General features: G+C 64.2%; 16 protein-coding genes. 11 read left to right on the top strand and 5 right to left on the bottom strand.

The genetic code is table 11. The annotated features are described in order from the left end of the window. Positions 1-11: 11 nt before the first annotated feature. A complete protein-coding gene (rph, locus tag RX330_RS00810; RefSeq protein ID WP_212082955.1) occupies positions 12-725 on the bottom strand; it encodes a ribonuclease PH in 714 nt (237 codons plus the stop codon). Between the two features lie 169 nt (positions 726-894). Here rph and hrcA point away from each other — a divergent pair, with 169 nt between their 5' ends. Together hrcA and grpE are read left to right on the top strand one after the other, a co-directional pair. Further along, positions 895-1,983 carry a heat-inducible transcriptional repressor HrcA gene (hrcA, locus tag RX330_RS00805; RefSeq protein ID WP_212082958.1) on the top strand — a complete coding sequence of 363 codons (1,089 nt, stop codon included), beginning with the start codon at positions 895-897 and terminating at the stop codon, positions 1,981-1,983. A 95-nt stretch (positions 1,984-2,078) separates the two neighbouring features. Further along, complete coding sequence (gene grpE, locus RX330_RS00800; RefSeq protein ID WP_212082963.1) at positions 2,079-2,696, top strand: nucleotide exchange factor GrpE; 618 nt, start codon at positions 2,079-2,081, stop codon at positions 2,694-2,696. A 132-nt stretch (positions 2,697-2,828) separates the two neighbouring features. Here the strand turns inward: grpE and pncA are convergent, their stop codons facing one another. Both pncA and RX330_RS00790 read right to left on the bottom strand, forming a co-directional pair. Further along, positions 2,829-3,551, bottom strand: coding sequence for a bifunctional nicotinamidase/pyrazinamidase (gene pncA / locus RX330_RS00795; protein ID WP_317241744.1), 723 nt, complete (start codon positions 3,549-3,551; stop codon positions 2,829-2,831). Positions 3,552-3,716: 165 nt separating this feature from the next. Further along, the gene (locus RX330_RS00790) at positions 3,717-4,658 is read right to left on the bottom strand and encodes a hypothetical protein (protein WP_317241743.1); all 942 of its coding nucleotides are present in this window, start codon (positions 4,656-4,658) and stop codon (positions 3,717-3,719) included. Positions 4,659-5,052: 394 nt separating this feature from the next. On the opposite strand from RX330_RS00790, the gene dnaK reads away from it, so the two are divergent. The 9 genes from dnaK to RX330_RS00745 all read left to right on the top strand — a co-directional run bounded on the left by dnaK (position 5,053) and on the right by RX330_RS00745 (position 12,888). Beyond that, positions 5,053-6,954: a molecular chaperone DnaK gene (gene dnaK, locus RX330_RS00785; protein WP_028139411.1), complete on the top strand. Its 1,902-nt coding sequence runs from the start codon at positions 5,053-5,055 to the stop codon at positions 6,952-6,954. Between the two features lie 245 nt (positions 6,955-7,199). Further along, positions 7,200-8,330 (top strand): molecular chaperone DnaJ, encoded by a 1,131-nt coding sequence (gene dnaJ, locus RX330_RS00780; protein WP_212082971.1) that lies wholly within the window; start codon positions 7,200-7,202, stop codon positions 8,328-8,330. 88 nt (positions 8,331-8,418) lie between these two features. After that, positions 8,419-9,018, top strand: a complete 600-nt coding sequence (locus tag RX330_RS00775) for a class I SAM-dependent methyltransferase (RefSeq protein ID WP_027534962.1) — start codon at positions 8,419-8,421, stop codon at positions 9,016-9,018. A 57-nt stretch (positions 9,019-9,075) separates the two neighbouring features. After that, positions 9,076-9,654, top strand: a complete 579-nt coding sequence (locus RX330_RS00770) for an NADPH-dependent FMN reductase (RefSeq protein ID WP_212082987.1) — start codon at positions 9,076-9,078, stop codon at positions 9,652-9,654. 6 nt (positions 9,655-9,660) lie between these two features. Next, on the top strand, positions 9,661-10,374 hold the full coding sequence (gene pyrF, locus RX330_RS00765; protein WP_317241742.1) for an orotidine-5'-phosphate decarboxylase: 714 nt from the start codon (positions 9,661-9,663) through the stop codon (positions 10,372-10,374). A gap of 100 nt (positions 10,375-10,474) precedes the next feature. Then, entirely contained in the window at positions 10,475-10,786 is a 312-nt protein-coding gene (locus RX330_RS00760) for a DUF1330 domain-containing protein (protein WP_317241740.1), read from the top strand. Positions 10,787-10,969: 183 nt separating this feature from the next. Further along, positions 10,970-11,785, top strand: a complete 816-nt coding sequence (dapB, locus tag RX330_RS00755) for a 4-hydroxy-tetrahydrodipicolinate reductase (RefSeq protein ID WP_212082996.1) — start codon at positions 10,970-10,972, stop codon at positions 11,783-11,785. Between the two features lie 27 nt (positions 11,786-11,812). Then, the gene (locus RX330_RS00750) at positions 11,813-12,436 is read left to right on the top strand and encodes a 2,3-bisphosphoglycerate-dependent phosphoglycerate mutase (RefSeq protein ID WP_212083011.1); all 624 of its coding nucleotides are present in this window, start codon (positions 11,813-11,815) and stop codon (positions 12,434-12,436) included. Positions 12,437-12,444: 8 nt separating this feature from the next. Next, positions 12,445-12,888, top strand: a complete 444-nt coding sequence (locus RX330_RS00745) for a hypothetical protein (RefSeq protein WP_317241737.1) — start codon at positions 12,445-12,447, stop codon at positions 12,886-12,888. A gap of 37 nt (positions 12,889-12,925) precedes the next feature. On the opposite strand, the gene RX330_RS00740 is transcribed toward RX330_RS00745, so the two are convergent. Then, positions 12,926-13,822 (bottom strand): bifunctional helix-turn-helix domain-containing protein/methylated-DNA--[protein]-cysteine S-methyltransferase, encoded by an 897-nt coding sequence (locus RX330_RS00740; protein WP_317241736.1) that lies wholly within the window; start codon positions 13,820-13,822, stop codon positions 12,926-12,928. Between the two features lie 55 nt (positions 13,823-13,877). Further along, complete coding sequence (locus RX330_RS00735) at positions 13,878-14,411, bottom strand: DUF2244 domain-containing protein (protein WP_317241735.1); 534 nt, start codon at positions 14,409-14,411, stop codon at positions 13,878-13,880. Positions 14,412-14,421 lie beyond the last annotated feature (10 nt).

Below are 14,421 nucleotides of genomic sequence, written 5' to 3'. Positions count from 1 at the left end.
GGGCCTATTGACTACGCCACAGCCAGTTTCTGCAAGTCCACCAGACGCGCGATGCCCTTCTGGGCCAGCGCCATCAACTTCAGGAACTCGTCCTGGGTGAACGGCTCGCGTTCCGCCGTGCCCTGCACCTCGACGATGCGGCCGTCGCCGGTCAAGACGAAATTGGCGTCGGTCTGGGCTTCCGAGTCCTCGGCGTAGTCGAGATCGAGCACCGGCGTGCCGTTGTAGATGCCGCAGGAGATCGCAGCGACGTTGTCGCGCATCACATTGGCCTTGATCATGTTGCGCGCCTTCATCCAGTTGATGCAATCGGCGAGCGCGACCCAGGCACCGGTGATCGAGGCCGTGCGGGTGCCGCCGTCGGCCTGGAGCACGTCGCAATCGACCGTGATCTGGCGCTCACCGAGCGCTTCGAGGTCGACGATGGTGCGAAGCGAGCGGCCGATCAGGCGCTGGATCTCGACGGTGCGGCCGCTTTGCTTGCCGGCGGAGGCCTCGCGACGGGTGCGTTCCGAGGTCGCGCGCGGCAGCATGCCGTATTCGGCGGTGACCCAGCCGCGGCCCTGGCCCTTCAGCCAGGGCGGCAGGCGCTCTTCCAGCGTGGCGGTGACCAGCACATGGGTATCGCCGAATTTCACGAGGCAGGAGCCTTCCGCGTATTTGACCACGCCGCGCTCCAGTGTCACGGGGCGCAGTTCGTCGGGCGCACGGCGGCTTGGCCGCATGGGAAATCCTCCAAAACTCGCAGGTGTAGGGCTGTTCGCGGTGCTTGTAGGGGGGGTGAGGGTGGGCGGCAAGGTTTTTTCACCCCCCGATTTCGTGGCCGCGAACGCCACGCTTGTCAGAAGCGCCCGGGATAGACAAATTACGTGTATCTGAGAGGAGTTACTGTTTGTGACCCATCACGATCCGATCCATCTGATCGCGCCGCGCGCAGGCCTTGCCCAGCTCAACGAGCGTTCCCGCGACATCTTTCGGCAAATTGTCGAGAGCTATCTCGCGACCGGCGAGCCCGTGGGATCACGTAATATCTCGCGCCTCATCGCGATGCCGCTGTCGCCGGCCTCGGTTCGCAACGTCATGGCCGACCTGGAACAGCTCGGCCTGATCTACGCGCCTCATACCTCTGCCGGCCGGTTGCCGACGGAACTGGGCTTGCGCTTTTTCGTCGATGCCCTGATGCAAGTGGGCGACCTCAATGAGGCCGAGCGCCAGTCGATCCAGAGCCAGCTCACATCCGTCGGCCAGGCGCATTCGGTCGAGGCGGCGCTGGACCAAGCCCTGACGCGGCTGTCCGGACTCACGCGGGCGGCGGCTGTGGTGCTGACGCCAAAATCCAATGCGCGGCTCAAACACATCGAATTCGTCCGTCTGGAACCGGAGAAGGCCCTGGTCATCCTGGTCGGCGAGGACGGCCAGGTCGAAAACCGCGTGCTGTCGCTACCGCCCGGGGTTCCCTCCTCGGCGATCACCGAGGCCGGGAATTTCCTCAATGCACGCATCCGCGGCCGCACTCTGGCCGAGGCCCGGCTCGAGCTCGAGACGGCACTCGGGGAAGCCCGCGCCGAACTCGATCAGCTGACGCAGAAGGTGATCTCGGCCGGAATCGCAAGCTGGTCCGGCGGCGAGAACGAGGACCGCCAGCTCATCGTCCGCGGCCACGCCAATCTGCTGGAAGATCTGCACGCGCTGGAGGATCTGGAGCGGGTGCGTCTTTTGTTCGACGATCTCGAGACCAAGCGCGGCGTCATCGACCTCCTGGGCCGGGCCGAGACTGCGGAAGGCGTGCGCATCTTCATCGGCAGCGAGAACAAGCTGTTTTCGCTGTCAGGCTCCTCCACCATCATCTCGCCCTATCGGGATGCCGCCGGCCACATCGTCGGCGTCCTGGGCGTGATCGGCCCGACGCGGCTGAATTATGCCCGTGTGATCCCGACCGTGGATTATGCCGCCCGCATCGTCAGCCGCCTTTTGGGAGGCTGACAGGCGTTTCCGCCGATCACGGGCGCTTGATTTTCGCGCGCTCAGGCACGATATCCGGGCCAACAATCCTGGAAACGAGTTCGAGATTAGAGCCGATGACCGATCGAGACCGGCAACCCGAAGACACGACCGCGCCGACGCCTGAGCCCGTGGTGTCAAAGCCCTACATCATGCCCGACGATCCCGAGCCCGGCTCGGTCGAAACGTTGCAGAAGGAAGCCACCGAAGCGCGCGACCGCATGCTGCGGACGCTGGCCGAGATGGAGAATCTGCGCAAGCGCACCGCCAAGGAGGTCGCCGACGCCCGCCTCTATGGCATCACCGGCTTTGCCCGCGACGTGCTCGATATCGCCGACAATCTCCAGCGCGCGCTCGATGCCGTCCCGGCCGAGGCCCGCGCCACGGCCGATCCCGGTCTGACCTCGCTGATCGAGGGCGTCGAGCTCACCGAGCGGTCCCTGCTCAACGCTCTGGAAAAGCACGGCGTGAAGAAGCTCGATCCGCAGGGCCAGAAGTTCGACCCGAACTTCCACCAGGCGATGTACGAAGTCCCCGATCCGTCGGTGCCGTCGGGCACCGTGGTCCAGATCATGCAGGCCGGCTATACCATCGGCGAGCGCGTGCTGCGCCCGGCTTTGGTCGGTGTCGCCAAGGGCGGCGCGAAGGCAGCGCCGGCGGCGAACAACAACGAGTCCAGCGACGCGCCGAACTGAGTTTGGTTGTCATTCCGGGGCGCGACGTAGTCGCGAGCCCGGAATCCATCGCGCAGCGGAGACAACCGTCTAATGGATTCCGGGCTCGCGCTGACGCGCGCCCCGGAATGACGGGAGGATAGAGCGCGTCGCCTACGCGCTCACCGCGATATCCGCCGACTGAATCCGCTTGACGCCGGCCTTGGCCATATCGGCCCAGGCCTTTGCCAGCGAACCCTGCGTGTCGATGCCGCGGCAGGCGTCTTCCACCACATAAACCTCGAAGCCTGCCTTGCGCCCATCGAGCGCGGTCCAGGCAACGCAGAAGTCCGTCGCCAAACCCGCCACGAAAACGCGCTTGATCTTGCGCCCCTTGAGATATCCGGCAAGTCCGGTCGAGGTCTTGCCGTCGGCTTCGAGAAAGGCCGAATAGCTGTCGACGTTCTTGTGAAAGCCCTTGCGGATGATGAGCTCGGCGTGCGGGATCGCAAGGTCCTTCGACAGCGCGGCTCCCTCGGTGCCCTGCACGCAATGGTCCGGCCACAGCACCTGCTTGCCGTAGGGAAGGTCGACGGTCTCGAACGGCTTCTTGCCCGAATGCACCGATGCGAACGAGACGTGGCCCGGCGTGTGCCAGTCCTGCGTCATCACCACATTCGCAAACGCTTTCGAGATCTTGTTGATGATGGGGACCACCTGCTCGCCCTCTTTCACCGCGAGACTGCCGCCGGGCAGGAAGCAGTTCTGCACGTCGATCACGAGCAGGGCGGAGGTCTCGTCAGGCTTGATCGGTGCCGCTGCAAAGAGTGCGGTCGGCGCGAGGCTCGCCAGCGCCGTCGTTCCGAGCATTGCGAAGACTTGTCGTCGGTCCAGCATCATTCGCCTCCCTTGGGATGATCCAACGGAAGCGAAGCCTAGTTCCGTTCGTATACGAACAGAAGCCCGAAAATGCAGCCGTCCTGGTGAGGGGTTGGGCTGCCGGCCCCAAAACTCACTGTCGTCCCTGCGTGCGCAGGAACGACACCGCGTATGCCGAACGATTCAGCCCTTCGGCTGGATGCCGTCGCGCACGGCGCGGAAGCGGGTGAAGGCGGGCTGCCACTGGTCCCGCGGGGCGCTGGCGATGATGCGCAGCGAGGCGCCGCCGCTCGAGAAGCGGATCCACTGCACCACGGTCACCGGGACTTTGTCCTTGCCGCTGACGCCGTCGATCCGGGTCTCGAAGCCTTGCTGGCCATTGATGCGGATCGGCTCGGACATGGTGACGCGCGATTCGCGCACGCCGGGGATCTGAAGCGCCGCCTCCTGGGCGAAGCGGGCGCGGTCGCCCGCGGCTTGCGGGGTGGCGCCGATCAGGCCGAGGATCATGAACGGCTTCGTCTCATAGCCGGTGCTCTCGTCGCCGTCGGCCAGGATGATGCTCGAGCCCGGCGCCAGCGTGCGGATGTCCTTGAAGTCGGCGAGATCGGTGATCTTGAACGGCATCAGCGCGATCTGCTCCTCGGCCGAGACCCGCTTGCGGGTGACGGCGGTAGCAAACATCTGCCGCACCGCTTCATCCGTGTAGATCTTGGTCGCATTCTCCGGGATCTGCACCGCGACATAACCCGAGAAGCCGGCGCCCGGCACGATCATCGAATAGCGCTTCACCAGGGTGTCGCCGGCCTTGCCGCTTTCGGTGGTGAAATAAGCGAGGCCCGCGGGAGTCTCGACCTTGTCCTGCTTGACGCCATTCGCGCCCGCCGGATTGGAGTTGAAGGCGCTCACGACCTCGCCATAGGCCGCCGGCGGCAGCTCGGTGATCAGCACCTTGACGCCGCCGTCCTCGCTCTCGAAGCCCGGAAAGGTTTTTGCGGTGTTGAGGCCGACCAACGGCACCATGCCCAGGCGCAAGCCGGGCGGAAACACGGCGTCGGCGGCAACGGCCGGAAACGCGGAGGTAATGAAGAGGGCGAGCGCGGCGAGGGGACGGGTCAGCTTCATGGGCACTCTGATTGGTTCACATTGAGGCCGTTCGATGGTCGGACACCGGGCCGCTTTGTCGCGCGAAGCAGCCGTGGCGGCTGCCCGGCCGGTCCGCCTTTTACCGGGTTTAGGCGTGCTGTAACAGGGCGAGGATCGGCCGCGGCAGCGGGGCTTGCCGAGGCTTGAACCTGTTAATAATTCCTCACCCGCAAGGGCGGTGAAGCCCGGATATGATCTTCCAAAACCCAATGTTTTCGCGGCAGAAACCCGACTTCGGTCCTTGCGGGCCCCTCCCCCCCTCCTATATGAGCCTCAATCATCGCAATATCGCGGATGTTTGATCTTAGGGGGTTTCGGTTTGGGTGCCTTCTGGGCCCAGCCAACCTGCTGCAAAAAGAAGGATATCGGGACCATGGGAAAGGTCATTGGGATCGACCTCGGCACCACGAATTCGTGCGTCGCCGTGATGGATGGCAAGAACGCCAAAGTCATCGAGAATTCCGAAGGCATGCGCACGACGCCTTCGATCGTCGCCGTCACGGACGACGGTGAGCGCCTCGTCGGCCAGCCGGCCAAGCGTCAGGCTGTCACCAATCCCGAGCGCACCTTCTTCGCAGTGAAGCGCCTCATCGGCCGCCGCTACGACGACCCGATGGTCGAGAAGGACAAGAAGCTCGTTCCCTACAAGATCGTGAAGGCTTCCAACGGCGACGCCTGGGTCGAGGCCGACGGCCAGACCTACTCGCCCTCGCAGGTGTCGGCGTTCATCTTGCAGAAGATGAAGGAGACCGCGGAAGCCCATCTCGGCCAGAAGGTCGACCAGGCCGTCATCACCGTTCCTGCCTACTTCAACGACGCCCAGCGTCAGGCGACCAAGGACGCCGGCAAGATCGCGGGCCTCGAGGTGCTGCGCATCATCAACGAGCCGACCGCGGCTGCGCTCGCCTATGGCCTCGACAAGACTAAGACCGGCACCATCGCGGTGTACGATCTCGGCGGCGGCACGTTCGATATTTCGATCCTCGAGATCGGCGACGGCGTATTCGAGGTGAAGTCGACCAACGGCGACACCTTCCTCGGCGGCGAGGACTTCGACATGCGCCTGGTCGGCTATCTCGCCGACGAATTCCAGAAGGAGCAGGGCATCAACCTGCGCAACGACAAGCTCGCGTTGCAGCGCCTGAAGGAAGCCGCTGAAAAGGCCAAGATCGAACTGTCGTCGACGACCCAGACCGAGATCAACCTGCCCTTCATCACCGCGGACCAGACCGGCCCGAAGCATCTGACGATGAAGCTCACCCGCGCCAAGTTCGAGGCGCTGGTCGACGACCTCGTCCAGAAGACCGTCGAGCCCTGCCGCAAGGCGCTCAAGGATGCCGGCGTCACCGCCGGTGAGATCGGCGAAGTGGTTCTGGTCGGCGGCATGTCGCGCATGCCGAAGGTCCAGGAAGTCGTGAAGCAGCTGTTCGGCAAGGAGCCGCACAAGGGCGTCAACCCGGACGAAGTCGTGGCGATCGGCGCCGCGATCCAGGCCGGCGTGCTCCAGGGCGACGTCAAGGACGTGCTTCTGCTCGACGTGACGCCGCTGTCGCTGGGCATCGAGACGCTGGGCGGCGTGTTCACCCGCATCATCGACCGCAACACCACGATCCCGACCAAGAAGAGCCAGGTGTTCTCGACCGCCGAGGACAGCCAGAACGCGGTCACCATCCGCGTCTTCCAGGGCGAGCGTGAAATGGCGGCCGACAACAAGATGCTCGGTCAGTTCGACCTGATGGGCATTCCGCCGGCGCCGCGCGGCATGCCGCAGATCGAGGTGACCTTCGACATCGACGCCAACGGCATCGTCAACGTCTCGGCCAAGGACAAGGCCACCGGCAAGGAGCAGCAGATCCGCATCCAGGCGTCCGGCGGCCTGTCGGAAGCCGACATCGAGAAGATGGTCAAGGACGCCGAGGCCAATGCCGAGGCGGACAAGAAGCGCCGCGAGGCCGTGACTGCCAAGAACGAGGCGGACGGTCTGGTGCATTCGACCGAGAAGGCTTTGGCCGAGCACGGCTCGAAGGTCGGCGAGACCGAGCGCCGCGCCATCGAGGATGCCGTCGGCGACCTCAAGGAAGCGCTGAAGGGCGACGATGCCGAGGCGATCAAGGCCAAGACGCAGACGCTGGCCCAGGCTTCGATGAAGCTCGGCGAAGCCATGTACAAGCAGCAGGCCGAGGCCGACGCCAAGAAGGACGCGGCCAAGGACGACGTCGTCGATGCGGAATTCACCGAGGTCGACGACGACAAGAACAACAAGAAGTCCGCTTAAACCCCAAGAGGGTGATGATGCGGACGGCTTGGACCCCACACGCGCTACCGGCCTCCTCCCCTGCGGGGGAGGCCGTCGTGTCGGGCTCGACGGGACGGGCGCCCGTTACGATCAATCAATTTCCCGCCGCTATGCTGAACGCTGCCATGCAGCCCTCTGCCGCCAGGCGGAAGGCCGCCTATGTTGTCGCGTGGCGACGTTGTTTCGCTCCGACTTGAATCGCGATTGGATAGACCGAGTCCGACATGTCCACGTCCACCAAGCGCTGCTACTACGAGACCCTCGAGGTCGAACGCGATGCCGACGAAGGCAAGCTGAAGTCGTCGTTCCGCAAGCTCGCCATGAAATTCCATCCCGACCGCAATCCGGGGGATGAGACCAGCGAAGTCAAATTCAAGGAAATCAACGAGGCCTACGAGATCCTCAAGGACAAGGACAAGCGCGCCGCCTATGACCGTTACGGTCATGCTGCTTTCGAGCAGGGCGGCGGCGGTGGTGCCGGGTTCGGCGCGGGCTTCGCATCCTCTTTCTCCGACATCTTCGAAGATCTGTTCGGTATGGCCGGGCAGCGCGGCCGCGGCGGTCGCGAGCGCGGCGCCGACCTGCGCTACAACATGGAAATCACGCTCGAGGAAGCCTTTGGCGGCAAGACTGCGCAGATCGAGATTCCGGTTTCGGTCACCTGCGAGGCCTGTTCGGGCATCGGCGCCAAGGCCGGCACCAAGCCGAAGACCTGCTCGACCTGCGGCGGCGCCGGACGCGTGCGGCAGTCGCAGGGCTTCTTCACGCTCGAGCGCACCTGTCCCGGCTGCCAGGGACGCGGCCAGATGATCGAGGACGCCTGCCCGTCCTGCTCGGGTCAGGGCCGGGTCACCCGCGAGCGAAATCTGTCGGTCAACATTCCCCCGGGTGTCGAGGACGGCACAAGGATCAGGCTCGCCGGTGAGGGTGAGGCGGGGGTCCGCGGCGGTCCGCCCGGCGACCTCTACATCTTCCTGTCGCTGGTCCAGCACCAGTTCTTCCAGCGCGACGGCGCCGATCTGCATTGCCGTGTGCCGATCTCGATGGTGACGGCCGCCCTGGGCGGCGAATTCGAGGTGCCGACCATCGAGAAGAGCAAGGCCAAGGTGAAGGTACCGGCCGGGACCCAGTCGAACCGCCGATTCCGCATTGCATCAAAAGGCATGCCGGTGCTGCGGTCGCGCCAGATGGGCGACATGTATGTTCAGGTCGTGGTCGAGACGCCGCAGAACCTCACCAAGAAGCAGCAGGAACTGCTGGCCGAGTTCGAAAAGCTGTCAAGCGGCAACACCCAGCCGGAGTCCGAGGGGTTCTTCGCCAAGGTCAAGGATTTCTTCGGTAATCGGGCGAGTTGACCCGGCTTGACCGTGCCGCCTTCGGCCTATACGTCTTTATGACCATTTTCTGACACGCCGCGGTCTTGCGGTCCCGTCCGGTCCAGACATGCCATTGCCATCGTCCGCGCGTGCGTTGAAGAAGCCTCGTCTCGATGACGAGGTGCGTTTTCTCAGATCGTGGATCGAAAAGCCGCTGCACATGGGCGCGGTGATGCCATCGGGCAAGTTGTTGGCCCGGACCATGGCCCATTACGTCGATGTCGATTCGGATGCGCCTGTGGTCGAGCTTGGACCCGGGACCGGCGCCATCACCTCGGCCCTGGTCGAGCGCGGTGTCGATCAGAAGCGTCTCGTCCTCGTCGAATACAATCCCGGTTTCTGCGCGCTGCTGCGCGACCGCTATCCGCAGGCCAAGGTGGTGCAGGGCGATGCCTATCGCCTGCGCGACACGCTCTGGAACGTGCTGAGCGCGCCGGCCTCCGCGGTCGTCTCCGGCCTGCCGCTCGTGACAAAACCGATGCTGACGCGCCTGCGGCTGATCCGCGACGCCTTCACGGCGCTCGCGCCCGGGGCGCCGTTCGTCCAGTTCACCTATGCGGTGGTGCCGCCGATCCCGAAATCGCTGCCTGGCGTGTCCACAGAGGCTTCGGAACGGATCTGGATGAACCTTCCGCCGGCCCGCGTCTGGGTGTATCGCAAGGACTAATTCCGCCGGCTTCCCATTGTGCACGGCGGGCTCGTTTCGCCGAACGCATGGGATCGGATGTCCGCACCCAAAATCCTGATCATTCCCGGCTCGCTGCGCACCGGTTCGCACAATGCGAAGCTGGCTGCGGTCATAGCCCATGAATTCGTCCGGGCCGGCGTCGATGTCACCCGGATATCGCTCGCCGATTTCCCGCTGCCGATCTATGACGGCGACCTTCAGGCCAAATCCGGCATCCCGAAGCACGCTATCAATCTCAAGCGCATGATCGGCGCGCATCACGGCGTGCTGTTCGTCACGCCTGAATACAACGCCTCGGTGCCGCCGCTGCTCAAGAACGCGATCGACTGGGTCAGCCGCGTGCAGGAGCTGAACGAAGCGCGCGGCGAGGTGTTCCGCAGCCGCGCCTTCGCGCTCGCCGGCGCCTCGCAGAGCCGGCTCGGTGCGGCGCGTGCGCTGCAGGCCTTGCGGCTGATCCTGACCTCGTGCCACGCCAACGTGATAGCCAGCCAGCTCACGCTCGCCTTTGCCGATCAGGCCTATGACGATATGGACAGGCTCAAGAACGAGGGCGACATCGCCGCGTTGAAGGAGCTGGTCGCGCAGTTGATCGATATTTCCCAACGCATGATGTGAGGTGACATGACGCCAGCCGAGATCGCTCCCAAGGACCGCCTGATCGTCGCGCTCGATCTTCCCAGCGTCGATGCCGCGGAGGCGACGATCAACCGTCTCGGCGACAGCGTCACCTTCTACAAGATCGGTTACCGGCTCGCTTATGCCGGCGGATTGCCGCTGGTCGGCAAGCTCGCCGACAAGGGCAAGAAGGTCTTTCTCGATCTCAAGCTGCACGACATCGGCAACACCGTGACGCAAGGCGTCGAGAGCATCACCAGGCTTGGCGCCACCTTCCTCACCGTGCACGCCTACCCACAGACCATGAAGGGCGCGGTCGAAGGCCGCGGCAATTCGAGCCTGAGGATTCTCGCGGTCACGGTGCTGACCTCCTACAACGAGGACGATCTGCATGCGGCCGGCTATCGGCTCGGCGTCTCCGAGCTGGTCGAGGCGCGCGCGCAGCAGGCGCAGGTGCTTGGCATCGACGGACTGGTGTCCTCGCCGGAGGAAGTTGGAGCCTTGCGCAAGATCGTCGGCCACCAGATGCATCTCGTCACACCGGGCATCCGGCCGGTCGGTTCGGCGACCGGCGATCAGAAGCGCATCATGGCGCCGGGCCGCGCGATCGCCGCCGGCGCCGACTATCTCGTCGTCGGACGGCCGATCGTCGAAGCCGCCGACCCGAAGGCGATTGCGGAAGCCATCCAGGCCGAGATCGCGCAGGCGCTCGGAGCATGATCCGGACCCGAAGGCCGCGTTAGCGCAAAGTGTGACGCGGTTTTCCGATCAGATCATGCTCAAATAGAAATCACCTCAAGCAACAACAGGGAGAAGTACAATGGCAAAAGGCTACTGGATCGGGCGCGTCGATGTGAGCAGTGACGAGGGCTACAAGCCCTATGCCGTCGCCAACGGTCCAATCTTCAAGAAATGGGGCGGTCGCTTCGTCGTGCGCGCCGGCAAGTTCACCACCGTCGAGGGCGCCAGCCGCACCCGCAACGTCGTCATCGAATTCCCGGACTACGAAACCGCCATGGCCTGCTACAACTCACCGGAATACCAGGCCAACATCAAGGTGCGCCAGCCGCACTCGGTCGCCGACCTCATCATCATCGAGGGCTATGACGGCCCGCAGCCGTCGGACGGTTGAGGCGCGACCTCGGCCTGTATGGCTCGAGACGCCCGCCTGCGGCCGGCCCTCACCACGAGGTCTGATATCTTGCCGCGACACGAGACTTCATCCTGAGGGCCCGCCGCAGGCGAGCCTGCCTGATCCCCTCGGTTGCCGGAACTGGCTCCCCCCGCTAAAACGGCCTCCGAAGAGGATCATACCATGTCCGACATGCGCTTGATTGTTGCTGGGGCCGGCGGCCGGATGGGGCGCGCGCTGGTGCGGGCGATCGCCGAGAGCAAAGGTGCGGTGCTGGCCGGCGCGCTGGAGGCGCCGGGCTCCGAGCTGCTCGGCAAGGATGCCGGCGTGCTCGCGGGGCTGCCCGCCAACGGCATCACGCTTTCCGGCGATCTCTGGGCGATGTCGAAGGAGGCCGACGGCATCCTCGATTTCACCGTGCCCGCGGCGACCATCGCCAATGTCGCCATCGCGGCCGAGCGCGGTATCGTGCATGTCGTGGGCACCACGGGGCTGTCGGGCTCCGACAACGCCGTGATCAAGAGTGTCACCAGTCGTGCCGTCGTGGTGCAATCCGGAAATATGAGCCTGGGCGTCAATCTGCTCGCCGCCGTGGTCAAGCGCGTCGCCAGGGCGCTCGACGAGAGTTTCGATATCGAGATCGTCGAAACCCATCACCGCATGAAGATCGACGCGCCCTCGGGCACCGCGCTGATGCTGGGCCAGGCCGCCGCTAGCGGTCGCGGCGTCGCCCTCGATGACCATTCCGAGCGCGGCCGTGACGGCATCACCGGTGCGCGTCGGCCGGGCAATATCGGTTTCGCTTCGTTGCGCGGCGGGACCGTCGCCGGCGACCACAGCGTGACCTTCCTCGGCCCGTTCGAGCGCCTGACGCTGTCACATCAGGCCGAGGACCGCATGCTGTTCGCCCATGGCGCTCTGAAGGCGGCACTGTGGGCGCATGGCAAGAAGCCGGGCCACTACTCCATGGCCGACGTGCTCGGCCTTGCCGATATCTAGTCGACAATCAGCAACGGAAAGCAGTCAATGAGCGAACGTCTTCTCGTGCTCGTGCGCCACGGCCAGAGCGAATGGAATCTGAAGAACCTGTTCACGGGTTGGAAGGACCCTGATCTCACCGAGCTCGGCGTGAAGGAAGCGACCGACGCCGGCCGCAAGCTGAAGGCACAGGGTCTTCAGTTCGACGTCGCCTACACCTCCGTGCTCACGCGCGCGCAACACACGCTGGATATCATCCTCAGCGAGCTCGGCCAGACCGGCCTGCCGACTTCGAAGAACCTCGCGCTGAACGAGCGCGACTATGGCGATCTCTCCGGCCTCAACAAGGACGATGCCCGCAAGAAATGGGGTGAGGACCAGGTGCTGATCTGGCGTCGCTCCTACGACGTGCCGCCGCCCGGCGGCGAAAGCCTGAAAGACACGCTCGCGCGCGCGTTGCCCTACTATGTGCAGGAAATCCTGCCCGGCGTGCTCAACGGCAAGCGTACGCTGGTCGCCGCCCACGGCAATTCGCTGCGCGCGCTGATCATGGTGCTGGAAAAGCTATCGCCCGAAGGCATTCTGAAGCGCGAGCTCGCGACGGGTGTGCCGATCATTTACCGGCTGAATGCGGATTCGACGGTAGCGTCGAAGCTGGATCTAGCGGGGTAAAATTGAGCATGCAACTTCCTGACCTGTCGAACGAATGGGACAAAGAAAAGCTGCGCAATTGGATGGCGAACGCCAAACGGCAAAAACGAGATGATGTTTACCAAGCGGCTTTCCGTCAGCTTTGTCGAATCGAGGGCCGTAATATCGACGATCCTCTTGAGTCTGAATTTGCAGTCGTAATGCGGGCCCTAGAAGAAGCTTTGTCGGAAGAGAGCGGTAAAGCAAAGCGTCTGAGCAGAACTCGTCAAAAGCTGAACAGAGTTGGCGTAAGGCAAACATTGGCTGATTTGGCAATGAAGCCGACGCCTTCGACAGGCTTCTTGAAGTTGGTCGAGTTTGGAATGGCCAAGGAACTGTCCGCGGAGGCACTCGTTATTAAATATTCAAGCGAATTCTCTCCGGAGATTGTAGAAGCGGCTAGAACGCGTTTGGCCGATCACGGCATTTCTTGAGAGCAGCTTAGTTTCGTTCTGCATCTCCAGCAGAGATCTACTGTACCCCCAGCTGCCCGGCTTCCCAGCCCAGCATCGCCTGCTTGCGGGTGATCCCCCAGTGATAGCCGGTGAGCGTACCGCTCTTGCCGAGTGCGCGGTGGCAGGGCACGACAAAAGAGACCGGGTTCTTGCCGACCGCCGCGCCGACGGCGCGTGAGGCCTTCGGGCTGTTGATGTTGCAGGCGATGTCGGAATAGGACACTGCGCGCCCCATCGGGATTTTCAGCAGCGTCTCCCACACCCGCACCTCGAAGTCGGTGCCGATCATCACCACGCGCAACGGCTGGTCCGGCCGCCAGAGTTTCGTGTCGAAGATCCGGGCCGCGAGCGGCGCCGTGCCCTCGTGGTCCTCGACGTAAGTTGCGTTCGGCCAGCGCCGCGTCATGTCGGCGAGCGCGACCTTCTCCTCGCCGTGGTCCGCGAAGGCAAGGCCCGACAGGCCGCGATCGGTGGCGATCACGATCGCCGTGCCGAACGGCGAAGGGTGGAAGCCATAGCGCAAGGTGAGGCCGGCGCCGCCGTTCTTCCATTCGCCCGGCGACATCGCCTCATGCGTGACGAAGAGATCGTGCAGCCGCCCCGGGCCTGACAGGCCGGAGTCGAGCGCGGCATCGAGAATGCTCGCGGAGTCTCGCAGCAAGCCCTTGGCGTGATCGAGCGTCAGCGCCTGCATGAAGGCCTTCGGCGTGATGGAGGCCCAGCGGCGGAACAGATGGTGCAGCTCATCCGGCGTGACGCCGGCCGCATCCGCCATCGCCTCGATGGTCGGCTGCGCGCGCCAGTTCTCCGAGATGAAGGCGATCGCCCGGCGTACCGAATCATAGTCGCGCAGCGCGGCGTGCTGGGGGCCCGGCTTGGTCAGGCGCTGGTCATGTATGGCGAGTGTCATCATGACCGGAAATGTAGGGGAGGGACGGGCGCGAAACCACCCGATTTCCGACGTGAGATCAGCGAAGCGGATTGTAGGTCGGGCCGCGCTTGGCGGCATTGAGTGCCTCAACCAAGCCTTTGTAAAAGCTAGCCTTTTCCTCTGGCCCCAGGAAGCGCGCGATTTGGATCTGGCGGCCGCGCGCGATCAGATAGAGATGCTCGATGCCGAAGTCCTCGTCGACCTCCATGTCGAGGCGGACCCAGAGCGGATTGAACGTCCATTCGGCGACTTGGCCGCGATGGCTGATCCGCCGCACGCGCAATTCGGACGGGGTCACCACGATTTCCTCGCGGGCGCGCGCGGCGCGGAAATTGGCCTTGAAGGCCCACCAGATCACCAGCACGTCGAGCCCGAAGAAGCCGAACACCGGCCACGCCCCCATCATCAGGAAAGCGAGGCCCGCGACGAAGCTGACCACGCTCACGAACAGCATCAAGGCGAGGAAGCCGGTGCGGTTCAGGGAGCGGTGTGGCGTCAGCAGCGCAGAGAAGATCTGCACGTCGCGCGGGTCTTGGGAATCGCTGCGCTCTATTTCGTTGCCTGTGCTCATCCTCCATCAG

Origin of the sequence: Bradyrhizobium sp. NDS-1 (assembly GCF_032918005.1) — a bacterium.
GTDB lineage: Bacteria > Pseudomonadota > Alphaproteobacteria > Rhizobiales > Xanthobacteraceae > Bradyrhizobium > Bradyrhizobium tunisiense.
Note: the sequence above shows the minus strand (reverse complement) of the source record. Positions and strands in the feature narration are given on the sequence as shown.